General features: G+C 32.6%; 23 protein-coding genes and 1 riboswitch. Of the genes, 4 read left to right on the top strand and 19 right to left on the bottom strand.

Annotated elements, in window-relative coordinates:
• Positions 1 to 9 precede the first annotated feature (9 nt).
• Complete coding sequence (locus tag PQF96_RS00185; protein WP_109438552.1) at positions 10 to 1,473, top strand: glutamate synthase subunit beta; 1,464 nt, start codon at positions 10 to 12, stop codon at positions 1,471 to 1,473.
• An 85-nt stretch (positions 1,474 to 1,558) separates the two neighbouring features.
• Here PQF96_RS00185 and PQF96_RS00180 read toward each other — a convergent pair whose 3' ends face one another.
• The 18 genes from PQF96_RS00180 to PQF96_RS00095 form a co-directional block, all read right to left on the bottom strand.
• Positions 1,559 to 3,043, bottom strand: coding sequence for a serine hydrolase domain-containing protein (locus tag PQF96_RS00180; protein ID WP_271764664.1), 1,485 nt, complete (start codon positions 3,041 to 3,043; stop codon positions 1,559 to 1,561).
• A 108-nt stretch (positions 3,044 to 3,151) separates the two neighbouring features.
• Positions 3,152 to 5,920 carry a M56 family metallopeptidase gene (locus tag PQF96_RS00175; protein WP_271764663.1) on the bottom strand — a complete coding sequence of 923 codons (2,769 nt, stop codon included), beginning with the start codon at positions 5,918 to 5,920 and terminating at the stop codon, positions 3,152 to 3,154.
• Positions 5,920 to 6,279, bottom strand: coding sequence for a BlaI/MecI/CopY family transcriptional regulator (locus PQF96_RS00170; RefSeq protein WP_109438555.1), 360 nt, complete (start codon positions 6,277 to 6,279; stop codon positions 5,920 to 5,922). The genes PQF96_RS00175 and PQF96_RS00170 overlap by 1 nt, the downstream gene beginning before the upstream one ends.
• A gap of 207 nt (positions 6,280 to 6,486) precedes the next feature.
• Positions 6,487 to 7,725: a glycosyl hydrolase family 18 protein gene (locus PQF96_RS00165; RefSeq protein ID WP_271764661.1), complete on the bottom strand. Its 1,239-nt coding sequence runs from the start codon at positions 7,723 to 7,725 to the stop codon at positions 6,487 to 6,489.
• A 212-nt stretch (positions 7,726 to 7,937) separates the two neighbouring features.
• Complete coding sequence (locus PQF96_RS00160; protein WP_271764658.1) at positions 7,938 to 8,873, bottom strand: threonine ammonia-lyase; 936 nt, start codon at positions 8,871 to 8,873, stop codon at positions 7,938 to 7,940.
• An 80-nt stretch (positions 8,874 to 8,953) separates the two neighbouring features.
• The gene (locus PQF96_RS00155; RefSeq protein WP_271764656.1) at positions 8,954 to 9,595 is read right to left on the bottom strand and encodes a fused MFS/spermidine synthase; all 642 of its coding nucleotides are present in this window, start codon (positions 9,593 to 9,595) and stop codon (positions 8,954 to 8,956) included.
• 57 nt (positions 9,596 to 9,652) lie between these two features.
• On the bottom strand, positions 9,653 to 10,612 hold the full coding sequence (locus tag PQF96_RS00150; protein ID WP_271764654.1) for an aldo/keto reductase: 960 nt from the start codon (positions 10,610 to 10,612) through the stop codon (positions 9,653 to 9,655).
• A 17-nt stretch (positions 10,613 to 10,629) separates the two neighbouring features.
• Positions 10,630 to 11,478, bottom strand: a complete 849-nt coding sequence (locus PQF96_RS00145; protein WP_143917023.1) for an alpha/beta hydrolase family protein — start codon at positions 11,476 to 11,478, stop codon at positions 10,630 to 10,632.
• A 2-nt stretch (positions 11,479 to 11,480) separates the two neighbouring features.
• Complete coding sequence (locus tag PQF96_RS00140) at positions 11,481 to 13,001, bottom strand: M20/M25/M40 family metallo-hydrolase (protein ID WP_271764652.1); 1,521 nt, start codon at positions 12,999 to 13,001, stop codon at positions 11,481 to 11,483.
• A gap of 214 nt (positions 13,002 to 13,215) precedes the next feature.
• Positions 13,216 to 14,334, bottom strand: a complete 1,119-nt coding sequence (dnaN, locus tag PQF96_RS00135; protein WP_109438562.1) for a DNA polymerase III subunit beta — start codon at positions 14,332 to 14,334, stop codon at positions 13,216 to 13,218.
• Between the two features lie 124 nt (positions 14,335 to 14,458).
• Positions 14,459 to 15,034, bottom strand: coding sequence for a DUF1572 family protein (locus PQF96_RS00130; RefSeq protein WP_271764650.1), 576 nt, complete (start codon positions 15,032 to 15,034; stop codon positions 14,459 to 14,461).
• A 117-nt stretch (positions 15,035 to 15,151) separates the two neighbouring features.
• Complete coding sequence (locus PQF96_RS00125; protein ID WP_109438564.1) at positions 15,152 to 16,183, bottom strand: FecCD family ABC transporter permease; 1,032 nt, start codon at positions 16,181 to 16,183, stop codon at positions 15,152 to 15,154.
• Positions 16,184 to 17,323, bottom strand: coding sequence for an ABC transporter substrate-binding protein (locus tag PQF96_RS00120; RefSeq protein ID WP_109438565.1), 1,140 nt, complete (start codon positions 17,321 to 17,323; stop codon positions 16,184 to 16,186). It abuts the gene before it with no gap.
• A gap of 132 nt (positions 17,324 to 17,455) precedes the next feature.
• Entirely contained in the window at positions 17,456 to 17,974 is a 519-nt protein-coding gene (cobC, locus tag PQF96_RS00115) for an alpha-ribazole phosphatase (RefSeq protein ID WP_271764647.1), read from the bottom strand.
• Positions 17,956 to 18,720: an adenosylcobinamide-GDP ribazoletransferase gene (locus PQF96_RS00110; protein ID WP_271764645.1), complete on the bottom strand. Its 765-nt coding sequence runs from the start codon at positions 18,718 to 18,720 to the stop codon at positions 17,956 to 17,958. The genes cobC and PQF96_RS00110 overlap by 19 nt, the downstream gene beginning before the upstream one ends.
• A 34-nt stretch (positions 18,721 to 18,754) precedes the next feature.
• Positions 18,755 to 19,078 (bottom strand): hypothetical protein, encoded by a 324-nt coding sequence (locus PQF96_RS00105; protein ID WP_109438568.1) that lies wholly within the window; start codon positions 19,076 to 19,078, stop codon positions 18,755 to 18,757.
• Positions 19,079 to 19,144: 66 nt separating this feature from the next.
• Positions 19,145 to 20,182 (bottom strand): nicotinate-nucleotide--dimethylbenzimidazole phosphoribosyltransferase, encoded by a 1,038-nt coding sequence (gene cobT, locus PQF96_RS00100; RefSeq protein WP_271764643.1) that lies wholly within the window; start codon positions 20,180 to 20,182, stop codon positions 19,145 to 19,147.
• Positions 20,183 to 20,194: 12 nt separating this feature from the next.
• Complete coding sequence (locus PQF96_RS00095; RefSeq protein ID WP_271764641.1) at positions 20,195 to 20,707, bottom strand: bifunctional adenosylcobinamide kinase/adenosylcobinamide-phosphate guanylyltransferase; 513 nt, start codon at positions 20,705 to 20,707, stop codon at positions 20,195 to 20,197.
• Positions 20,708 to 20,791: 84 nt separating this feature from the next.
• Positions 20,792 to 21,087, top strand: a riboswitch (cobalamin riboswitch).
• An 81-nt stretch (positions 21,088 to 21,168) separates the two neighbouring features.
• Here PQF96_RS00095 and PQF96_RS00090 point away from each other — a divergent pair.
• Positions 21,169 to 23,091: a TonB-dependent receptor plug domain-containing protein gene (locus tag PQF96_RS00090; protein ID WP_271764639.1), complete on the top strand. Its 1,923-nt coding sequence runs from the start codon at positions 21,169 to 21,171 to the stop codon at positions 23,089 to 23,091.
• Positions 23,092 to 23,163: 72 nt separating this feature from the next.
• On the opposite strand, the gene PQF96_RS00085 is transcribed toward PQF96_RS00090, so the two are convergent.
• Positions 23,164 to 24,576, bottom strand: coding sequence for a S41 family peptidase (locus PQF96_RS00085; protein WP_271764637.1), 1,413 nt, complete (start codon positions 24,574 to 24,576; stop codon positions 23,164 to 23,166).
• 229 nt (positions 24,577 to 24,805) lie between these two features.
• On the opposite strand from PQF96_RS00085, the gene PQF96_RS00080 reads away from it, so the two are divergent.
• Positions 24,806 to 25,315 (top strand): RNA polymerase sigma factor, encoded by a 510-nt coding sequence (locus PQF96_RS00080; protein ID WP_109438573.1) that lies wholly within the window; start codon positions 24,806 to 24,808, stop codon positions 25,313 to 25,315.
• On the top strand, positions 25,302 to 25,736 hold the full coding sequence (locus PQF96_RS00075; protein ID WP_271764635.1) for a hypothetical protein: 435 nt from the start codon (positions 25,302 to 25,304) through the stop codon (positions 25,734 to 25,736). The genes PQF96_RS00080 and PQF96_RS00075 overlap by 14 nt, the downstream gene beginning before the upstream one ends.
• The last annotated feature ends 43 nt before the right edge of the window (positions 25,737 to 25,779 follow it).

The following is a 25,779-nucleotide window of genomic DNA, read 5'->3' as shown; positions in this document are numbered from 1 at the left end:
ATATTGAACATGGGAAAGATAACTGGATTTTTAGAATTTGAAAGAGAAATAGAACAGTACGAACCTGTTAAAGATCGTATAAAAGATTATAAAGAGTTTACTGTGGCAATGCCAGAGAAAAAACTTAAAGATCAAGGTGCGCGTTGTATGGATTGTGGAATTCCGTTCTGTCATAGTGGATGCCCTTTAGGGAATTTGATTCCTGATTTTAATGACGCAGTATATCGTGGTAAATGGGAAAAAGCAGCAAGTATTTTACATGCTACAAATAATTTTCCTGAGTTTACAGGTAGATTGTGTCCTGCACCTTGTGAAGAAGCTTGTGTATTAGGGATCAATGAAGATCCTGTTACTATCGAGAATATAGAGAAAAATATTGTAGAACAAGCTTTTGAAAACGGATGGGTGAAAGCAAATCCGCCAAAAGAGCGTACTGGAAAAACAGTGGCTGTAATTGGTTCTGGCCCCGCAGGATTGGCAACTGCACAACAATTAAATCGAGCAGGGCATTTAGTGACCGTTTTTGAAAGGGATGAAAAAGTAGGTGGATTATTGCGTTATGGGATTCCTGATTTTAAAATGGAAAAAAATGTAATAGATCGTCGCGTTACTGTTCTGGAAGAAGAAGGAATAATATTTAAAACCAATATTCATATTGGAAAGGATATCAAAGCTGATCAGCTAAAAGAAGATTTTGATGCTGTAGTTTTATGCACAGGAGCAACGGTTCGTCGTAATTTACCCGTAAAAGGAGCTGATTTAAATGGTGTAGTGCAAGCCATGGATTTTTTACCGCAAAACAATAGAAGAGTTGATGGGATAAAAGATTTAGGAGAGGAAATATTGGCTACAGGAAAAGATGTTATTGTAATAGGTGGAGGAGATACCGGATCAGATTGTATCGGTACTTCTGTACGGCACGGGGCGACTTCTGTAACCAATTTTGAGATTATGGGTAAAGGGACTACTGAGCGTCCTGCAAATCAGCCTTGGCCATTTTGGCCTATGCGATTACGTACGAGTTCTTCTCACCAAGAAGGTGTAGAACGTAATTGGAGTATTTCTACTAAAGAGTTTTTAGGAGATGAAAACGGAAATTTAAAAGGTTTAATTACGACAGAAGTAGAGTGGGTGAAAGAAAATGGTCGATTTACACTCAAAGAAGTTTTAGGTACTGAGAAGGAGTGGAAATGTGAATTAGCATTATTAGCCCTTGGATTTACAGGGTCAGAACCTACTATTGCAGAGCAATTAGGGATTGATATGGATACAAGAACTAATATTAAAGCTACAGAAGACAACTACGCTACAAATGTAAAAGGAGTTTTTGCGGCAGGAGATACACGTAGAGGACAGTCATTAATTGTTTGGGCAATTGCAGAGGGCAGACAAGCTGCTCATCATATTGATAGTTATTTGATGGGAAGTTCTAATTTACCACTTAAAGGTGATGGAGATTTACCAAGAGTTTAAATTAATACTCTCTTTTTAAATATTTTAATTATTGGTGTTAATAAAAGGCTGCTAAAAATGGGAATTAGCAGCCTTTGTTTTTTAATTATTGTTCTAGTAATTCTTTTTTGAGAGTTTTTATTTTTTCGATCCCATGCATATTTTTAGGATTTAAGTCTACAGATTTTTGATAAAAAACAATAGCATTTTTGATATCTCCATAAATCTCATAACCTTCTCCTAGACTATCATAGGTATTCCATGAGTCTGGATTTTCTTTTACGTTTAAATTAAATATAGCTATGGCATCATTTATCCTAATTTTTGCAATAGTATAACCTATAGAATTCAAAGTGTTTTCAAAATCCATATTTGGATTAGCTTTTTTAATTAGTTTGTAGTGATCTATTGCTTCCTTAATACTCAACATAAGAAAGTTAGTAGTTATTTGTTCTTTTTGTAATGATTCATTATCAATTAGATCGTTGTCTACGATACCAGCAATATGATTGATTATTCTATTATGAACAGGAAAAAATTTATACCCATTAGTCAATAGAATGATAGTAATATTATCCTCTTTAAATTTTCTAAAACCACTTACTCCGCCACCCGTAAAGCCAATAGATGATTTACCATTGATTGGATATATTCCCCATCCATGTAAAAATTTATCTTTTTCGTTTTTAAAATTAAATTCATTCCACATCAGAGCGTTTGTCTCTGCTTTTAAAAACTGTCCGTTATCAAAGTTTTGATTCCATGTTATAAGCTCTTCTAATGTAATATTCAATCCATTACCACTATGCCCTCTGGGGTCATTGTTGTAAGTAGTAGTTATATATTTACCTTTATCTATGTCAAAATTATATTTCGAAATTCTATTAGGGATTACCTCCAAAGAATTAGAAGAGAACAAAACTCCAGATTTTGAAGAAAAAAACTGGTTTTTTAAAATATATTCATCAAATTTTTGGGTTGTTATTTTCTCTATGATAAGTGAAAGCAACCAATAATTTGTTTGATTATAACTAAACTTAGTGTCAACAGGGAATTCAATCTTTTCTTCGTACAATTTGGTAAACATTTCTGAATCAGATAATTCATTTTCATATTGAATTAAGTTTGGCAATCCAGAAGAATGAGTCAAAAGGTTTTTTATTTTGACAACTTGCCATGACTGTGGTAAGTTATCAATATATTTAGATATTGAATCTTCTAGAGAAATTTTACCTTTTTCTATTAATTGAAAAACCCCAGTTGCTGTAAGGAGTTTAGTGGTAGAATATACGCGAAACATTGTGTTTTTTTCAACAGGAAGATCATGCTCTATATTTGCTTTTCCATAGTATTCTTTATGAATAATTTTCCCATTCTGAATTACTGCTAATGCAACTCCTGGTATACCATGAACTTTACTTGTTTGATTGATATAATTGTCAATTTTGTGGTTTATCTCTGTTTTATCTTTTATTTCTTTAGAATGTTGAGAGATGTTGGTTTTGGTTTCCTCTGTATCTTTTTTGATGTTATTGTTTGAGTTACAACTAATGAATAGAAATAGTAGATAAGTGTATGGTATTATTTTCATAGTTTATTTATTTAAAAAGGCTACTAATTTTACATCAGCAGCCTTTGTAATGATTGAGAGTACCTGCTATACAGGTGGTTTGATTGATGAATGTTTGTTAATTTATTTTTAAAAATAAATTTTGATTCTGGTAGCTTGTTCCAATGAAATATTTTTGTCCTTTTCTTTTAATGATTGCACGAATTCTGGAGTAACATTATGGATTTTGAGACCCTTGGCCTGATCTGCAGAAATATTAGAGAATCCGATATCTCTAAATGATTGTACAAACTCTGGAGTAACATTGTGAATTTTAAAAGATACAATCTCATCCAATGGCAGGTTTCCAAATTCAGTCTTTTTGAATTCCTGAATATACTCTGGCGTGACATTATGAATCTTAAGTGATTTTAACTCATCTAGTGGAATATTTTTATATCCTATTTTCTCATATTCAGAAGCAAGTTCAGGACTAATATTATGAATTTTTAATGCTTTGGCATCATCTATAGAAATATTCTTGTATCCAGCTTTTTTAAATGAATTTATAAACTCTGGTGTCACATTATGAATTTTTAAAGCGACTACATCTTCCAAAGGAATATCTGTATATCCAGCATCATGATAACGTTTTATGAATTCTGGTGTTACATTGTGTATTTTTAAAGAAATCATATCATCTATAGATATATTTTTATATCCCAAAGCAATAAAACCTTTCATGAAGTCGTTCGGATCTTGCTGATCCGAAGACCCATATCCCATACTATTTGTAGAACTAGATTTCTTATCTTTATCTTTATTTTTCGATTTAGAATAATTACTAGCAACTTTTGCTTGTGCAGGTGTTACATTATGAATTTTTAACTTTACGACTTCTTGTAAAGAAATGTTAGGTTGCCCAGATTTTTTGTATGCTTTTATAAGTTCGGGGGTTACATTATGAATTTTGAGTTTCTTTGCTTCTTGTAGCGTAATATTGGGGTATCCTAGTTTTTTATAGCTGTCTATAAGTTCTGGGGTAACATTATGTATTTTTAAATTTTGAGCTTCTTTCAAAGTGATATTTTTGTACCCTGCATTTTTATACTTTTGGATATATTTTGGAGTTACGTTATGAATTTTAAGATTTTGGGCCTCTCTTACTGAAACCTGCGAATATCCCGCTTCTTTAAATGAATCTATAAATTCTGGAGTAACCCTATGAATACTTAATTTCATATACTCACTTAGTGATAAAGAATTAATACCTTTTTTCTGATAAGAATTAATAAACTCAGGTGATAGATTGTGAATTTTGGCTTTTGTAATTTGTTTTAGTGAAGTTTTATTTCCTGCCACTTTATTGATAAAATTAATATAGGGTATATCAACATTAAAAAGATTGAGTTTACTGATTTCTTCCATGGTATAGGATTGGTATCCTAGTTTCTCTAATTCTTTTCGATACATTTTTAATTTATCTAAAGGAAGAGATTTATGGATAATATCTTCAAAGTCATCTTGGCTGATGTCTAATTTTTCCTTTTTTAGATATGTTAAATATGTAGTATCAAAATCTGTAAAAAAACAATGTACCATATCACTTTCATCGGCTTGTAAACCATATTGTTTTAATGCCTTATTAAAAGTCATGTCTGGAACAAAAGTATACCTTCCATCTCCAAGGCCATTTTCAAATTCACCAATAAAAGTTAATGTTCCTGCTTCTCTTGTTATCACTAATTTTTGTTTGTCACCCTTTGGGAAATTAGCAAAGAAGGACGGTTCGTAGCATCGGGTAGTGGACCAAAAACTTCGTTTTAAAGGCTCAGCACTCCTAAACATGATACATAATTTTCCTCCCCCTACTTCTGCATCCCACACGCCTTTAGTAAAGTCATTCTTTGTTTGAATTTGAATTTTGGTTTGGATCTGATTTTGAATGTTAAGATCGATTTCAGGTTTGGTGTCACTGATTATAGTTTCTTTAGGTTGTATGGGATTAAAAGAAAATACAGTAATTGCCAGCAATGGAATAATGATTAGGTATTTCCAGCCTGATTTTGTTGTTGATTTTTTAGAATTCATCATGAGTATTCGTTTTTTGAGAAATGATTGATTGTAACTTGTTGCCAAACCAGTTGGCATATTTGGAGTGGAGACTTTTAGAAGGTTCATTTGATATACTTCTCTGTCTTCACCTATATTAAGCATGTTGTTATCAGTTAGATATTCTAGGTTATTATCGATTGCTTTTCGGTATAACCATGCAAAGGGATTAAACCATTGTAGCATTACTAATAGTTCGACTAATAACATATCCAAACTATGCTTCCCTTTAATATGGACTTGCTCGTGTTTCAAAATTTGTAAATATGTGTCAGGATTGTACTGACTGGGATTCATAAATATTCGATTCCAGAAAGAATAAGGGGCGTGTTTTTTATCGGTTTCAATGATTTTGTAATCATCAACCTCTACTGTAGGGTATTTGATCATTCTATATAGTAATACCCCTAATTGTATTATAAAATGGATTCCAAATACCAATATCCCTAATATATAAATATAGAGTACAATGGATTGCCAATCTAAGGACGTATTAAAAGCTGCTTTATTTGTTGTACTCTCACTAGCACTAAGATGGGCTGCTTTTTTGGAGATTACATGTTCTTTTTCTAAAGTTTCATAATTAGGAACAACAGAATGTGGTGGTGTAGTAACTACCTCATCAAACGAAGCACTTTTAAAAGACAGGTGTTCTGGTACAGTTATAAAAGGTAATGTAAATGAAAGTATAATCAAGGATAATAAAACCCATCTATTAAGATGATAAAATGTCTCTTTGGACAAGAAAAACCTATATATGAGATAGGATAATCCGATTAATGCCGAGCTATGAATGATATAGTTCATTATTTTTTGTTTTTTATCAGTTGAATGATCTCTTCTAATTCGTCTGTATTTATTTTCTCCTCTTTAGCAAAGAACTTGACCAAAGCTAATGGCGAATTATCAAAATAGTTATTAACTACTTCACCTAATACTTCTTTTTGATATTCGTCTTTGGATACTAATGGATAATATTGAAAGCTGTTTCCATAAGCCGTATGACTTATAAAACCTTTTTCTTCAAGAATTTTTACAATGGTAGCAGTAGTATTATAATGTGGTTTAGGATCAGATAATTCTTCTATAATCTCTTTTATAAAAGCTTTTTCTAATTTCCACAGACTTTGCATAATCTGCTCCTCTCTTTTGGCTAATTTTTGCATGGAATCAATTTTATACAACAAACATAGTACTAATCTATTAGTTTTACAACTAATTTATTAGTAGTTTAACTAATTAGTTAGGATTAAAATAGCTTAAGGCTTGATCTTAAGGGAGATAGGAGGAAGTGTTAAAAATTTGATAATGTGGTTTAGAAAAGGAAATTTATGTTAGAAATATTATTTTTGGAGGCTATGATTCTAGGTAGACTATTCTTTTTTTTCTCCAAATTTATTAGCTAATAACTCCCATAACTCAGTATTTCCATGATCATACCCCAAAGCCCATATTCCAATTCCGGATAGCTTTTTACTCTTGATCCAATCATATTTATGAGATAGTGATAAACTATCTTCAAACCATATTTGTTTTGGTTTATCTTCTTTACTTTTAAAAACGGAATACGCACTAGAGCTTATGGTATCATACGCTATCTCTAATCGATTAGATTTTAATATTTCTTTAATTCTGGTATAGGAATAGTGTTTAATAAAATGATCTGTCTTGCTGGGAATTGATACAGTTTTGGTTTGCCATTCTCCTCCATAATAGGGAAGCCCAACAATTAAATTATTAGGATGCACACCTTCATTCAGGTAATAGTTTATTGAGCGTGACACGCTGTTCTTGCCCCATTGTTTACTGCTGTTTAATGGAGATATTGGACCGGCCTGATCACTAAAACTTCCATAATAATCATATCCCATCAATGTATATATATCAATATAAGGGTTTATCGTCTTGATATCAAAAATCCTGTTTCGGTCAACGGCATATAATGCTAAAGAAATAGAATATTTAGGATTCGAAGTGTGTAATTTGGTAGATAGATTAATTAAAAAATTACTAAAAGCTTGCTTGTTTTTTTTGGGTACTCCTTCAAAATCTATATTTATTCCATCTGCATCTCTTAATTTTAGTAAAGATGTTAAACTATCTATAAGAGTCTCCTGAGCTTTTGGATTAGATAAAAATTTAGAATTGTTTTTTGATCCAAAATTTGAAACAGAAAGAAACACTTTACATTGATGAACTTTTGCACTATCTATAAGTGCTGTGGTTTTCCATTGATGTATACTTTTATAACTTCCTGTTTCGGGATTAACTTGATAAGAAAAATATGAAATACCCCATAATAAAGAGAAATTGTAACTTTTATAAGCAGAACCACTAGAGTATAAATGCCATCCAAAGGTTTTATATTCTTTACGAAGACGATGTCTGGGTACTGGCTTAGAATGATGTTTTAATTGATTAACACTATCCCACTGAGCTTCTGTTGTAAGATTTAAATTTGAATATATTCCGTTTTTTCTAAAATCAGAAGTAATATACTCTTTAGGTATTTCTATTGTAGTAGATGTATTGGCTGGCTCTTTTTCTTTTTTGTCATTGCTACATGAAATAATGGTAAGAAAAAGTATGAATAAGAGTAGTTTGTTTTTCATGAAATTAGTGTCAACAGCTAACCAAAAAGGGTAGTGTTTAAGGTTTTAAGTTATTTCATACCTAAGATATACAAAAAATAAAAAAAAGAGGAGTAGGTATATGCTGTTTTACAACAAGAATAATATGGTTGTTACGATAAATTCAGAGAATAATAAAAAATATTATTTTTGAATGCCTTGTCATAATTGGAGATGTTTTATTTCACAATTCTTTAGAATGGTAGATTTCCCAAATCTACATTTCCACCAGAGAGAATAATCCCTATCTTTTTATGTTTGAACTTTTCTTTTTCTCTAAGCAAAGCAGCAAAAGGAACTGCACAAGAAGGTTCTATTATAATTTTCATTCGTTCCCAAATCAATCGCATTGCGTTAATAATTTCTTGTTCTTCAACTCTAATGATTTCTGAAACGTGTTTTTGGATTATAGGAAAATTAATATCTCCTAATTGTGTTTTTAATCCGTCTGCAATTGTATTTATGGTATCATTAGTTTCAATTTTGCCACTTTGTAAAGAACGGTAAGCATCATCAACTTCAAAAGGTTCACCACCAATAACTTTACAGTTATTACCATAAAAATGAGCTGCTAATGCTGTTCCGGCAATAAGTCCGCCACCTCCAACAGGAGTTAGGATATATTCGAGATCAGAGTGATCTTCTAATAACTCTAATGCGGCGGTTCCTTGTCCAAGTATTACGTCCAGATTATCAGAAGGATGTATAAAAGTGGCTCCTTTTTCTTTTTGAATTAAGTCAGCAGCTTGTTCTCTATCTTCTAGAGTGGGAGGGCACTCAATAATCTCACCTTTATACCCTTTTACGGCATCTTTTTTTACTTGAGGAGCGTTAGATGGCATCACGATATATGCTTTTACTCCTAAGCTCAATGCGGCTAAAGATAATGCCTGGGCAAAATTACCGGAAGAATGCGTGACAACACCTTTGGACTTTTGTGCTTCTGACAATTTTGAAATAGCACTGGCAGCTCCACGCATTTTAAAAGCTCCCATTCTCTGAAAATTTTCACATTTAAAAAATAGTGTTGTTCCAGAAATTTCATTTAGTAATCTCGATGTAAGGACAGGAGTTCTATGAATATAGAGTTTAATAGTATTGTGACGATCTTTTAACTTTTGTTTGGTCATTATTTTGTCATAGTTAGCATCTAAAATTATGGTTTTGCTAGAAGTATAGAAAAATATACTGATTTTTTAACGTTTAAAAATCACTTCTTTTCTCCTATAAGTAATGTATTTGTTCCTTGTACATTGTTATATTGAATGAACTCAATTTGAGATTCGAATTTTGATTTTAGTTGTTTGATTTTAGTATTTTCTTTCAGATTAATCCCAGCATTAAACACCACTTTCCCTTTGGGGGGTATTAAATCAATTGTTTTTTTCCAAAATTCTTCTTCGTAAAATGGTTCAGGGACCTGATTATCAATAAAAATATCAATGATTATGATTTCGAATTGTTTGGTACATTGATTAACATAGTGGAGTGCATCATCACATATAATTTCAAGAGTTGAGCTACCAGTAATATCAAATTCATTTTTTGCAATTTTTATGATGACTTCGTCAATTTCTACCGCAGTGATTTTTCCTTTATGATTGAACTTTTCTTGCAAAGGGTGTATGATACTTCCTCCCCCAAGACCTAATAATAGAATTTGACTATCCTCAGGAATATCTATTTGTGATAGCCCATAAGTAAGTAATTTTTGCAATGTACCATAAGAATAATTAGCATTTTGACTGTCTAATACCTTTTTTCCATTCATCAAAGTGATCTCTAAAGTACCATTAATTTTAGAGGGAATTTCTTTGGTAAACGGAAGTAAATAACTTAATAATTTTTTCATGTTATATGTCGAAAATCTAATGTAGGTCAGCTAATTTATATGTTGTCAAACAAAAAATTAATTCCATGATAACTTTTTTCGCTCAGACCAATATTGAATTGGTTGTGATTTGAAAGACTGTAGATCTTCTATTTCTTTTGAATCAAGTACAAAGGTTGTACTTTTAAGATTATCATTGACATGAGATTGATTTGAAGCCCCACTAAGTACTTTGTAAGGATCCACAGTATCAATGCAAAACCGTAAAGCTATGGCATCAATTCCAACTTGATATTTATCTGCAAGTTCTTGTAAAAAAATGTACAATTTTTGATAATTTGGATAGCTGTTATTCGGGAGTAGACGTCCGTTAGCCAATGCTTCTTTTATGACGATTTTTTTATTTTTTGTATGTATTGTTTTTATGATACTCAATAAACTCTGATCAAGAATATTATAAGTGATCTGAAATGCATCAAATAAAGAATTTCCTTCAACTTCAACTTCAAGTGCTTTTTGTATAACTTCTAGTTGATTAGCACCAGAAGTGGTAACTCCAATCATCAGATTATGTTTTGATTTTAGTTGAGCTAATCTTTTTAACACAACCTCATTTTCTAAAACACCAGATTCAAATGTTGCAGAATGAATCTGATACATTTTTAAATAAGGAAGTATCTTTTTAGACTGTTGCCACTGTTCGTTTAATTTAGAAATACTATGTTCCTTTATCTCATGTTGTGTGGCTTTAGGATCAAAGTTTGCGGTATATGTGTATCCCCATTTCGTTGCTATTTCAATAGTCGAATCATTTTTTGAAGAGACCCAATCTATAAGCAATTCTTCTGCTAATCCATATCCCGGAGCAGTATCAAAATATCGAATTCCATGTTGATATGCATATTCTAAGGTTTGCCAACTTTTTTTTCGAAAATCTTCTAAAGTAATAGGCGTATTTTCTTCTCTTCTTATATTAATATATTGTGGTCTGCCAATAGCAGCTGTTCCTAGTCCGATTGACGAATAGGTGTTATCCATTTGTTTTAATATTTATATTATAAGTTATCAAACCATTTTACTGTCTTTACCCAAAGAGTTTCCTTAAATTTTCGTCTAAAAAATCCAAAATGACCAATTTTATCGGTTAAAATCTCTTCTAAACGTATAATTTCAATCTCTTTTTGATTTGACTTAAATAGATTATGTATTCTTTTTATTGCTTGTTCTGTTCCTATGGGATCATCTTCTATGCCTAAAGTAAGCAATTTTGATTGATAGGTATTATAAAATAATTTCACACCATTATTTTCTAGTTGTTTTTTTATATCGGTATGCTTTCTTCTATTATGCCACTGATGTATCACTCCCTTTGGAACATCCTCGAGCATTCCAAGTTTTTTACCTGGAAAATAACCAACAACATTGGTAATCCAGGGAAGTATAATATGCCATAAGAAATAAATCTTAGCTCTTTGCTTCTTTGGCCAATCTTTATAATATGCAGTTTGTGCTCCAACAGTTATTACTCCACTGATTTCAGTGTTTTTTTCTGTCATACCGATAATAGTACCTCCAATACTATGCCCTAGAGTAAGAATTTTTTGATTTGGAAATTCTTTTTTGACGTAATTTATGACTCCCGCAAAATCTTTATCACCCCAATCTAGGAAAGTAGCCTTAAACCCTCTCAGTTTTTTTGGTCTTGACGCCGCAATACCTCTATAATCATATGTAATTACATGGTATCCATGCTCTGCCATAAAAGTCGCATAGTGATGATATAATTTTCTACTGACCGCTGTTGCAGAATTTATAATTAAGACTTTATTATTTGTAACTTTTGATGAAGGAGTATATAATTGCCCCATAAGCTGATATCCATCTTTTGCGGGAATGGTTATCATTTTTATAACTTTTGAGTTAATATTGCTGTAATGGTTTTGATACCGTCTATATAGTTTCCAACTCGAATATTCTCGTTTGGACTATGTTGATTATTATCTTTATTTACGGTGGGAACGATAACCGCAGGAATGTTTAGGGTATTCACAAATGGTGAAATAGGAATGGAACCACCACCAGTTCGTATTTGTATGGGAGATTTACCAAAAGCTCTTGTTATAGCATTTCTAAGCCATTGCCCAATTTCAGTATTAAAATCTGTTCTAAAAGCATCATATGCTATTTGATGATTAAAACAAACGATTTTTTTGTATTTCATACGTTCTTCTTCAGTAGGGACGCTATCTATAATATGATACCCTTGATTTATAATATGATTTTTCACCAAATCTACCATATGTTTAGCATTAGTTTCTTTGACTAATCTAATATTCATTTCGGCAATTGCACTTGAAGGAATAATAGTTCTTCTTTTTGTGCCAACCCACCCAGATTTTATCCCTAGGATTCCTAACGATGGATATTGTATTGATTCCTGATAGGTCTCTGCGATATTATCAATTGAGGCAATACCTAATTTTTTTCTCATCGTTTGTTCATCATCCGGAACTTGATTCAGTATCTTTTTTGTTTCTTCAGAAATTTCAACTCCGTCATACCATTCCGGTATAGCTACCCGACCATCATCTTGCATCATAGAAGCTAATAATTGTGAAAGGCGTAATGCAGGATTAGGAACATAATTACCATAATGCCCACTGTGTTGAGGTGCCCTTGGGCCAAAAACCTCAAGAGATAGAGTTGTTATCCCTCTAGCACCATAAGCTAATGTGGGCTGGTTAGAAATATGCATTGGTCCATCAAAAATGACAAGCATGTCTGAAGCTAATTGATCTTTATAATCGAGTACAGCTTTAGGTAATCTGGGAGAACTGATTTCTTCTTCGAAATCCATAATCACTTTAATATTGAAGTTGGGCTTATAGTTTAGGTCATTTATAATATCCATCGCTTTTAGAAACATAACTACAGGACCTTTTGCATCAGAGGTAGATCGAGCAAAAATTCTCCAATCAGGATTAATGGTGCCTTTTAATTGATCTAATGAAATTGTATTCCATGATTTATCTTGATCATTAAATTCTTTTAATGTGGCTCTATAAGGATTATCCTGAAACCATTTTGTAGTATCCACTGGTTGTCCATCGACCTGAAGATAAACCAAAACCGTTTTCTTTGCTTTTTTATAGTTTTTGCTAGCTAATAATAATGGGATTTTTTTTGTTGTGAGTTGTTGAGTAGAGAATCCTCTCTCTGAAAACGCTTTTTCACACCATTTAAGATTTTTTTGGATGTCTTTAGGGAAATGTGCATCATTGGGTAAACTTAAGAGGTTCACAAGTTCATCAAATGATGTTTTGGCATAAGAGAGAGATAATTTGTTTAATTCCTGATCTGTTATACTCTGTGCAATAGAGGAGGAGATCATAAATAGAAAAACAGCGGGTATTAGATACTTAGTCATAATCAAATACGTTGAATAGTTGTTTGTGATTATGGTAAATGTATATAAAAGATTGATTTTTATCTTTTTATTTTAAATAACCTTAACAGGGTTTTTCTTGTTATTGGACTATTGTTGTAATAGATCTTTATTGTTCGATTTAAATTAAAACACAAAAAAATCCAACCACAATTATATGGTTGGATCTAAATATAGTGGTTATTTAGCTAGTGTATTAGTTATTTAGCATTACAGGCATTACTAACATTGTTACATGTTCTCCCTCATCTAATCCATCAATTGGAGTAAGGATTCCTGCACGGTTAGGAAGTGACATTTCAAGTTGTACTTCATCTGCATTAAGGTTATTCAACATTTCACTAAGAAAACGAGAATTGAATCCTATCTGCATATCGTCTCCTTGATAGTCACATGTTAAACGTTCTTCTGCTTTATTAGAGTAATCTATATCTTCTGCAGATACATTTAACTCTGCTCCAGCAATTTTTAAACGGATTTGATGTGTTGTTTTATTAGAGAAAATAGATACCCTACGAACTGAATTTAAGAACTGCGTTCTTGCAATTGTTAATTTGTTAGGGTTTTCTTTTGGAATAACAGCCTCATAGTTTGGATATTTTCCATCGATTAATCTACAAATTAATTGAGTCTCATCAAAAGTGAATTTTGCATTAGCCTCATTATATTCTATTAATACTTCTGTGTCACTACCAGCCAAAATTCCTTTTAATAAATTTAAAGGTTTTTTAGGCATAATAAACTCAGCAGATTGAGAAGCTTTGATATCTTCACGAGTATATTTAACTAATTTATGAGCATCTGTGGCTACAAAAGTGAGCCCTTCTGTCGAAAATTGAAAAAACACACCACTCATTACAGGTCTAAGATCATCATTACCAGTGGCAAAAATAGTTTTGCTTACCGCAGTAGCGAGTACATCACCCAAAATATTAGTAGCACTAGGATCTTCTAATTCTACAGCTTTAGGGAATTCTTCACCATCTGCATAAGCCAATGCATATTTACCATGATTAGAACTAATTTCTATAGTGTTATTATCTGCCACAACAAAAGTTAATGGTTGCTCAGGAAAAGTTTTAAGTGTTTCCAATAATAATTTGGCAGGCACAGCAATGGTTCCCTGATCTGCAGATTCTACTTCTAATTTTGCAGACATTGTGGTCTCAAGATCAGATGCAGAAACCAATAATGAATTATTGTCTAATTCAAATAAGAAGTTATCTAAGATCGGTAAGGTATTGCTATTACTAATTACACCACCTAATACCTGCAGTTGCTTAAGTAAGTATGAACTAGATACTATGAATTTCATGTGTGATTTATTATGTACGGTTTTGGCAAATATAATCGTAATCTACAAGGATTTCGATATGCAGAAAACCATAGTTATTAACAAACCAATGGGAGTTATTGACTATTTTTATGAATTCCCAATTCTAATTTGTATCGTCCTCCATCAGCTTATCAGTGTAATGTGCTTTATGCTTGGGATTAGCAAATCGTTTTTCATTATATACCGAAGATTTTCCTTTTGGAATAGAGAGACTTTGCCATTGTTGTCCTGTAATCATTTTTCCTAAAAAAACAATTTGACCGATATGATATGAATAATGCGCTAATTGACGATTGATTGCTTCAGTGATACTGTGTTCTATATTTCGAACATAAATGGGTTGATCAAAATTATCGTCATTAATACTCTCCAAAGCTTCAAAAAGACATTTCCATCCATCATGCCATTTGATTAAAAGTTCTTCTTTTGTTTTAATGTCATTAACAAACTCAGCATCACGTTGCCTCCATTTTTTTTCGCCATCTTCTGTTAAAAAATTTGTCCAACGAGATTTCATATTCCCCCATAGATGTTTGACAATAATTGCAATACTATTACTATCATCATTATATTGCCAAAAAAGTTTTTCTTCTGGTAACTGTGCTATCGTCTTTTTGCCCAATGATTGATAATACTTAAATTGTTTTTGGATTCCTTCTAAGTATTCTGATGCATTCATTATTAGATGTTTTCTTATAAAAATACAACTTTATAGGATACTTATTTTATTTCAAATAAATATGATTTTGAGGTATCATTTTATACTAATGTTATTAGTATCTAAATATGAATAGTTTTAGAACAGCATTTTTCTTTTTCGAACCAATAGCCAGATCACTACAGGTGCCCCTATTAAGGAAGTGATAGCATTAATTGGTAAAGTGTATTCACTAGTTGGTAATTGAGCTATACTATCACAAACCAGCATAATAATGCTCCCAAGTAATACTACTGCCGGAATCAATGTTTTGTGATCTGAAGTATGAAATAATTGACGAGTAAGGTGCGGTACGGCTAAACCAATGAATGCAATTGGCCCTGCAAAAGCAGTGATGCTACCGGCTAGTAAACCTGTAGCTGCAATGATAAGAAAACGACTGGCTTTTATATTTAAACCAAGACTTCTCGCATAATTTTCACCTAATAGTAATGTGTTTAATGGTTTTATGGCGAGTATGGATAATAACATTCCTAAGATTGATATCCCAGAAAAAATAAGTAGATCATTCCAGGAAAGATTTCCGAGGCTACCAAATTCCCAGAAAACATATTGTTGTAATTGATCAGCAGGAGCAAAGTAAGAAAGTACACTTACTATCGCAGAAGTAATGCTACCAAACATAAGTCCGATAATTAAAATAGCCATGGTGTCTCTAACTCTTGCTGAGACTACCATAACGGCAAATAACACGAGTATACTTCCTAAACTGGAAGCAATAATTAATCCCCATTTTGAAGTTAAGAAAATAAATGTTGTTCCTCCAGCCAAAGCACTTCCCAAAATTAAAATAGCAACTCCAAGTGTTGCTCCAGAACTAATACCAAGAACAAAAGGTCCAGCCAACGGGTTTCTAAAAAGAGTTTGCATTAATAAGCCCGAAACTCCTAATCCACTACCTACAATAATTGCAGTAATCGCTTTTGGCAACCTATAATCAACAATAATATGCCTCCAGGATTCCTTGTCAACCGGACCGTTAACCAAACTACTTAAGGTGTCTAGCCAGGGAATAAAGACAGAACCCAGGCTGATGTTAGTAATAAAACAAACAATCAGGAGTAAAACAATACCAATAAAAACGCGCTTATATGATTTGTTGGGAATCAATTAATTAAGTTTTTCGAAAAAATAAGGTTCGTAATTGGTTAATACTTCAGGGTGTGCGATATGAATAATGTCTTTTAAAATTAAATCCGGACGCATTGGTCCTAATTCATAGTAAATAGATCCTCCTTTACTACCCATTTTTAATGTTGAAGAATATACGGTTTTATTTTTAAATGCATCAAATAATGCATATTGATGATTCTTTCCTTTGAGTTCTGATAGTGATTTAGAACTCCCTGATCGTATCCATAAATCGGCATGTTGACCTTTATCCAAAACACTTTCAAAACTTAACGTCAAACTTCCTGATTTATTGATATCTGACCACAAATAATTTGTGTTAGCATCTTTTAAAATCTTTGCAAAATAACTATTTCCGCCAGGAATATACCATACATCTTTAAACATACTACCGGATATAACAGTAGGTGCATGTGTTACATCTTGAGCAAGAGTTACGGCTTTATTGTAGTCTTTTTTAATTTTTTGAAATCGTTCTTCTGCAGCCGCTTCTTTTCCGAAGAATGCTGCTACAAATTTTATCCATTCTGCTCTGCCTAAAGGATGTTGCTCCATCCAGGAGCCATTCATGACTACAGGGATTCCGGTTTTTTGAATCAGATCATATGCTTTTGTATCTCCGGTGGCCGAAAATCCTATGATTAATTCTGGAGAGAGCTCAAGTACAACTTCAGTGTTTAGATTATATTCTTTGCCTAGTTCTTTAATAGTGCCATTATCTATCAAAGCACGGGTTTTTTCTGAAGAAATGTAATCAGTATGAGGAAATCCAACTAATTTTTGCTCAAGATTAAGATATTCTAACATCGGTACATCTGTAGTAGAAGTAACCACAACTCTTTCTATAGGGACTTCTACAAATACAGTATTTGCAGCTTTAAATGGTTTTTCTGTTCCTTTAGGATATAGAATATATGTTAGCTCTTCTTCTGCATCTGGCCAAGGAGTTGTAACCTTGATTTCTTTATAGTTTTCCTTATTTAAAATAGTAAATCCAGAAGCATATTCTAATGTTTGTGGCGCCAGATACATAACGGTAAGTGGCTTGGTTTCATCAGGTGCTTTTTTACAAGAAGATTGTAAGGTAACTACCAATATCAGAATAAGAATAGTACGCATAAAGATCGTTTTTGTAAAAATAATTAAATCAGAATAAGTATAAACCTAAAATATCTTTTAATTGAATGTTTATAATCTATACCATAATTCATTGAGAAATGTCTTAAACTGTTTCAAAAGATTACACCTAGTCTATATCACAACCACTTCTCCGTATGCTATTTTAATATCAAAAGAATCTTTAAGTTCAATGTTTCGTAAATACGCTAATAATGCTCGTATTGGACCAGCATGCGAGACAATAATATTTTTTGCATCAGAAGTAGTATCTAAAGAATTAAAGAATTCTACTACTCGTTTTTGAAGCATGATATAAGATTCGCCATTGGGAACAGTAACATTAACAAAATCATTCATCCATGGATCTAATACTTTACTATGGATAGAATCCCACAGTTTTAATTCCCAATCTCCAAAGTTTAATTCTTTTAATCGGTTATCAATAGTTATCTCTTTTTTAAAAGTTTCTGCTAATAACCTGCACCTTTGTAAAGGGCTACTATACACTTTAGAAACTTCAGAAATGGGTATCTTTTGATGTATTTTTTTTACTTCAGAAGGAAAGGAATCTGTAATACCAATATCACTTTGACCATAACATATACCTTTTTCTATATTCGGAGTTGTATGTCTTACCAGATATATTTCCATAGAGCTATTATTGTGAGATAAAATACCACTTCACTTAGTTGTTGTACAGCACCGGCGCAGTCTCCTGTTTGACCTCCAATCCATTTTTTGAACTTATATGCAAGAAATATTTTGGAGACATACATAGGGATCAATGTAAGAAATATCCATGGGTTTTTGAAAAAAAACAATGGAGCAATTCCAAAAATACTACTTATTATTAGCATAGAAATGGTCATGCTTTTTGCGGCAGGTTTAGCTTTACTGTCTTCTGCGTCTCGTACATAGGGATGAGTGAAAATTAGGGTTGTAGCAATAAACCGACTTAGACTATGTCCCGAGATAAGTATCAATGGGATATATAATGTATTGGTTTCTCTTAAGGCAGCAAATTTTACTCCAAGAATTAATAATAATCCAACAGTACCATAAGTTCCCAGTCGAGAATCTTTCATAATTAGAAGAATCTTTTCTTTGGTCCATCCACCGCCAAAACCATCACAAACATCTGCAAATCCATCTTCATGAAATGCTCCTGTAGCGTAAACAGTAGCGAGTATGGATAATAATAATGAAATTTCTGTTGAGAAAAGAAAAGAAGCGCCATAATAAATCAAAGCACCAATGCTACCTACAATAATACCGATTAGAGGGAAGTATTTTGAACTAAGTCTTAAATATTGAGGGTCATGATTCACCCATTTTGGACAAGGAATACGCGTAAAAAACATTAATGCTGTGAAGAAAATATAGATTTCTTTTTTCATGATAGCTATTGTTTTTTTATTCTGAGATTGGAGTTTATGGATTAACAGGTGTTTTAAAACGAAGATAGTATTCGCAAAGCGGAAGAAATGAAATAATGATAACAATAATTGATAAGATAATACCGGTTATTGCAATCTTCTTTTTGTTTTTCATTGAAATTACGCCTAAATAAAGCCCCAATAAACCAATACTAACGGTCATAATTTTATAAACATTACCAAATGTATGTAATGAGAATTCTGAAACATTTGTTGTATCTGAAGATAAAATAATAGTTTCACAAATACCACGATTAAACCAGTATACAAAATAGATTCCCATCGTAGCAACAATAACAGATAATATCCCTTTTTTCATTACGCTAAATTAATTCGATCATTTTGCTGTTAGGTTTTTTTTGGATCGTTTTTGATAGAAAATATGTTATTCATTACCAGAAACCCCTGCACTCTCAAAACTAGCCATGTTATTTAAAAAAGCTACAGCCGATTTGATGATAGGATAAGCAACCGCCGCTCCAGTTCCTTCTCCTAATCGCATATCGAGATTAAGAATGGGTTCTTTTTGTAAGAATTCAAGCATTTTTTTATGTCCCTGTTCTCCCGAGGTGTGTGTAAATATGCAATAATCCAAAACCTCGGGATGTATATCATAAGCAGCAAGAAATGCAGCTGTTACTATAAAACCATCGATCATTATTGTCATTTTGAGTTCTGCAGATTTTAAAATGGCACCAACAATCATAGCAATTTCGAACCCCCCAAAAGCTGCTAATGCTTCAAGAGGAGAAGAAGGTGTATATTCTTGGTAAACTTTAGATAAAATTTGTTGTTTGATTTTAATAGCTGAAGTGTCCAACCCTGTTCCAGAACCTACACATTCTGTCACTGGAATCTCTGTGAAATATGACATCAATAATGAAGCGGAAGATGTATTTCCGATTCCCATTTCGCCAAAACCAATACTATTACATCCAGTAGCATGAGTATCTATGACAATATCAGCGCCTTTTTGTATCGCCAGACTGCATTGTTCTGCGTTCATAGCGGGTTTGTCTTGGTAATTTTTGGTTCCAAAATCAATTTTAGCATCAATTAATCCAGGAGTAACTCCAAAATCGTGATTTACTCCTGCATCTACGATTTTAAGATCGATATTATTTTGTTTACAAAATACATTAATGGCAGCACCTTGGTTTAAGAAATTATAAACCATTTGTGCAGTAACTTCTTGTGGATATGGATTAACTTCACCTTTCTCAGCAATACCATGATCCCCAGCAAAAACAACAATTGTAGGGGTTTTTAAACTAGGTTGATCTGTATTTTGAATCATACCTATTTGTAAAGCTATTGTTTCCAGTATTCCTAATGCGCCAATGGGTTTTGTTTTGGTATTAATTTTATTTTGCAGTATTGCTTCAAGGTTGTTATTGAAGATAGGTTTTATATCAAAATTCATAGTATATTTAAGTTATTTAGAACCTTTAATTTCGACGGGAATCCCCGAAACCATTAATATGGCTTTATCTGCATGTTTAGCGATATGTTGATTCATCCAACCTTGCAGTTCTGTGAATTTTCTGCCAACTTCGGTTGTGGCATGAACCCCCATTCCTATTTCGTTAGAAATAATGAGTATTGTGGCTTCAATTTTTAAAAGCTTATCAAATTCTGCTTTTGCTTGTGCTAGTGATAATTCGATATTATTTTCTGTATCCACAAAAAAATTGGTAAGCCATAAAGTTACGCAATCAATAACCACGACACTAGAACTTTGAATTACTTTAGAGAGTTCTTTTTCTTCTTCAATGGAGATCCAACGTTCATCCCGATCTGCTACATGTCGATCTATACGTTGGCGATGATTGTCATCCCAAATACGAGATGTAGCTAGGTAATACGGGTTGTGAGATAACTGTAACGCCAGGTTTTGGGCATAGTTGCTTTTACCAGAACGTTCTCCTCCTGTAATGTAATATAGCATTGTTAAAATTGGTTTTTAAGAAGGCAAAGGTAGGTGAATACATATTTATTCGCTAAAGTAATCCGAAATTCCAGAAAATATAATACTTTCGCCCAGAATTCTGGTTCTGATACTCTATTCAAAGAGTTGAAGATTAAAAGGGAATCAGGTGCATTAATTCTGATTTTAGAGTTAATAATTCCTGAGCTGTTCCCGCAACTGTAAACTTTGTCCTTTAAAAAAGGATGCTTGTTGTTAATTCTTTATAAACCACTGCTTGTGCCGAATTTGTTTCGGCATCTTTTGAATCAATTTAAAAGAAACTGAAACGAGTTCAGTTCAAACGGGAAGGTAAACAACAAGACGTGAGTCAGGAGACCTGCCTTTATTCAGCATAAATCAAACTTTCGGGACAAAGGTTTGGGTATGGGTAAACTACATACTTTTTTCCGGTTATTGTAAAAAAATAAAGTATTTAAGTAATGAACAAAAAAATGTTTTTTGGAGCAGCATTTCTATTGCTGGGGTCCTATTTTGCAATTGGACAAGAAATTCAAGAAGACGAAAAGGTAAACGAATTGGAAGAGGTTTTTATTTCTGATTCTAAATTTGGTTTAAAAAGAGAGCAAATTGGTAAGGTGATTACCAAAATTACTGCCGAAGAATTAGAACGCAGTCAAGGGCAATCTGTGGCTACAATACTTAGCAGGGCTGCAGGAGTAATAATTAATGGTAATGGGAGCGCAGCAGGTCAGGAACGAGGAGTTTCGGTTCGTGGAGGACGAAATCGTCAAGTAGTGATTAGAGTTGATGGGATAACAGTTAGTGATCCTTCGGCTATATCAGGAGATTTTGATTTAAGGTTATTATCAGTCAATCAAATACAAGAAATAGAAATTCTTAAAGGAGCATCAAGTACTTTATATGGCTCTGGTGCATCAGCTGCAGTGATCAATATCATAACAAAAACAGAAAGTAAGAAAAAGATTTCGGCAAATTTTCAATCAAGTATCGGTACAAATCAATCTCAAGATGATCAGGATTATGATATCAACGATTTTGTGAATTTAGCTTCTGTTAATGGAACAGTTGGTAAGGTCAACTATTTGGCAAGTTTGAGTAATCAATTTACAGATGGATTATCGGCTGCAGAAGCAGAAGGAGCAGAAAGTGATGCGTTTTCAAAATTTAATGTATATGCAAAATTAGGGTATAAGTGGGATAATAATTTTAAGTTTCATTTTTTTGGAAATTTAGATCAATATAAAAATGATTTTGATGCGGCTGCAGGAATAGATGGTGACAATCAATTCGAGAGTCAACAGCTACGAGCAGGATCTTTCTGGGAATTCAAGTACCCTAATGGTAGTTTTACATTTACAAACAGTATAGCAACACTGGAAAGAGATCTTACAGCATCTGGTTTCCCATCAAAATATGAGAGCGATGTATTTACTTTTGATGCATATAATAAATATAACTTTAATAACACTCTATATACTGTGGTGGGGGTAAATGGGTCATATAGTGATTTTAATCTTTTAAGTATTCCTTTTGGGAGTTCTGGTTTAGAAGAAACGATAAGTGATAATGAAGCAGAATTTGATATTATTGATCCTTATGTTAATGTTGTGTACACTTCTGAGTTTGGTTTGAATGTTAATGCGGGTGCAAGACTAAATATTCATAGTGTCTATGGTAATGAGATGGTATATAATGTGAACCCTTCATATACGTATAAATTTGGTGATAATTATATTAAAGCATTGTCTTCATATAGCACAGCTTATATTACCCCGTCTTTGTTTCAGTTGTATGATGTTGCATTTTTGAGTGGTAATCCTGATTTATCACCAGAAGAAAGTACTACTATCGAAGGAGGTGTAGAATTATCGCACGAGAATAAAGCCAGAGTGAGTGTAGTTTATTTTAATCGCGAATCAGAGAATTTTATCACTTTTGATCCTACTACTTTTGTAAATATTAACTCTGTTGATGATATTAAAGTAGATGGGGTAGAAGTAGAAATATCAGCAAAAACAGTAGAGGATAAATTATCTGTAAATGCTAATTATACGTATACCAATATTGATAAATTAGATGATAATATTCGAATTCCTGAGCATATGGTTAATGCAAGTGTTGGATATCAGTTAAATAAAAAGACTTATACTTCAATACGTTATCAATATAATACAGAAAGATCGGATACTGATTTTGCTACGTTTACTCCTGTTACTTTAAAAGAGTTTGGGCTGTTAGATTTTTATATTAGTCACAAATTGATGAATAATTTGACCGTATATGCAGCAATGAATAATATTACTAATGAAGATTACCAAGAAGTTTTTGGATTTAGCACAAGAGGAAGAAATGCCAGAATAGGATTTGATTTAAAATTTTAAAAATAAATTAATAATCCATAAAAAAAGCTCTCAATCTAGATTGAGAGCTTTTTTTTAATTTAAAAATAAATGTTATTCTGTTTTAGACAAATCTATATCTCGATACATGCGTTCATAATTAGCATCATACATATTACTATTTCCAACGCTTTCTAATCGAATACTATGATAGCTTTTTGCACTTCTTGTTCCTAATATATTATCCAGGGCAGCTTTTAATAATGGCTCATTTTCATTACCCAAAGTTCCTAAATTAGTAAAATCTTCTTCGATTTCTATCTCTGGAGTAAAGCCATCAAAATAATCTGTAAAACCTACAGAATTAATTGATTTAAGTACTAAGGGTTGCATAGCATATGTATGTCCGGGATCGGCACCTTGTCGTCCAAAATTGTCTGAATCATATAGTGTGATAGAAGCCTGAAACTTTCCTCTAGAGGTAGATCCAACTTGTACTACATTAATATAAGGATCAAGACCATTAATAACTAACTCACTTGCAGAAGCAGAACTTCTGGTCGTTAAAATATATACTCTAGTCAAATTAAGGTTATTAATAGCTTCTCCTGTACGTATTTGATTATCAAAACGATTAACACTACCAAATTGATCCTGTCGATCTGCGTTCCATTCCTCTGTGGTAAAGATCTCACCATTAAATTGTCCGGTAATCATGCTAGAGAGATCAATGGCACTTGCCACAGATCCACCACCGTTGTACCGTAAATCTAATACCAAATCAGTAATTCCATTGGCAGAAAACTGTGCAAAAGCAGCGTTGAGTTGTGTGTCAAAATCTGCAGTAAAAGCATTATACATAAGATATCCTACCGGGCTACCACCCACATCTATTGTATTTGCAATAAAAACAGGATTCTCGGTATATTGAACCTTAGTAAGAGAAACAGAAGTACTTGTTGGGGTTATATCAGTTCCATCATAAGTTGCTAACCCAATAGTATAGGTATCTGGATCCAATAATTCTCTAAAGTTACTTCTGGTGAGTTGAGTACCATTTACAGTATTAAAAACATCTCCTCGTTTTAATCCTTTTGTTTCAGCATCAGTACCAGGAAGGATATAACGCACATACCCGAAGACATTGTTAGCGTCATTTGGATAACCCACCAAACCAAATTCCATACCATTATTCCTTGTGATACCATCAAACGCTTGTTCTAATGCCACATAATCATCAACCAGAAAACTAAAATCATCTACATTAGATTGCAATGCATCAAAAATAGCTTGCGGAGAAGAAAACCCTTGTAAGAATTGAGTAAAGTCTTGATTAGAAGGAAAGCGATTATCTGCCAAATCAGGAACATCTGCTTTATACAAATAAAAGACATTCATGCCTTTCCAAATATAATCATTGATTTCTAAGGTGCTAGATACTTGCTGTACATCATCATTGTCATCAAAACATCCTGTAAGTGTATTTCCGAAGAGTAATAATAGAGCAAAATATTTTAGGTACTTCATGTATTTCCTATTTTTTTGTTTTTTGTATCAAATACAAAATCACAATAATCATTCCGATTACAGTAGACATATACTAAGGAATGATATATTACATTTGGATCTGATACAGTATATAAGCGTTAAATGTAACGACTTTATTATAATTTTAAAAAAGAATGTAACAAATTACATACATAGTCGTCTCCCTAATATAAAGCTGACAAAGTTTTATACAAACCAAACCACCAAAATGAGAGAAGGAGCATTTATAACGCTTACAAACGGATTTAAGGATAAACTTTTTAGGTTAGCCAAGCGTTTACTTGTAAGCAATGAAGAAGCAGAAGATGCTACACAAGAAGTATTGCTGAAACTGTGGAAGAATAAAAGTAAAATGGCTGAATATAAAAATGTAGAAGCTTTTGCCATGACAATGACCAAAAATTATTGTTATGATAAACTTAAAGCCAAAGAAACCGGAAACCTGAAGATTGTTCATAGCAATTATAAAGATGAGCAACCTTCGTTACAAAGACAAGTAGAAGCTAGAGATAGTCTCGATTGGGTTGGTAAGATTATGGATAATCTGCCAGAACAACAAAGAATGATTATTCAGCTTAGAGATATAGAACAATACAATAATCCAGAAATAGCAGAAATGCTAGGAATTAATGAAACGGCAGTGAGAGTTGCCTTATCAAGAGGAAGAAAAAAAATTAGAGAAGCATTATTAAAAAAACACAATTATGGAGTTGTCTAACATAGAAAAATTATTAGAAAAGTATTTTGAAGGCGAAACGACCATTTCTGAAGAAAAAGAATTAAAGGTTTATTTTACCAGAGAAACTGTGCCGGCGCACCTGGAGAGATACAAAGATCTATTTCAATTTTTTTCTCAGGAGAGTACCATAACTGCTACTAAGGATCTAAAACTAAACACCCGAAGAAAAACCAGGTATGCCTGGGTTGGTGTAGCCGCATCTGTAGCTTTGATTGCAGGAATATTTTTAACAAAAAATAATCCAATAGTAGAGCCAAAAGATACTTTTGATGATCCAGAAATAGCATTACAGGAAACCAAAAAAATCCTCAATATGGTTTCACAATATATGAATGAGGGTAAACAGGAATTAGTGTACCTGAAAGAATTTGAAAACACTAAAAATAAATTTATAAAATAAAAACAACAACAATCTCGAATGACATCGGGGTAATAATTTAAAT

The sequence above is a fragment of the Aquimarina algiphila genome, from assembly GCF_947494415.1.
Lineage (GTDB): Bacteria > Bacteroidota > Bacteroidia > Flavobacteriales > Flavobacteriaceae > Aquimarina > Aquimarina algiphila.
Note: the sequence above shows the minus strand (reverse complement) of the source record. Positions and strands in the feature narration are given on the sequence as shown.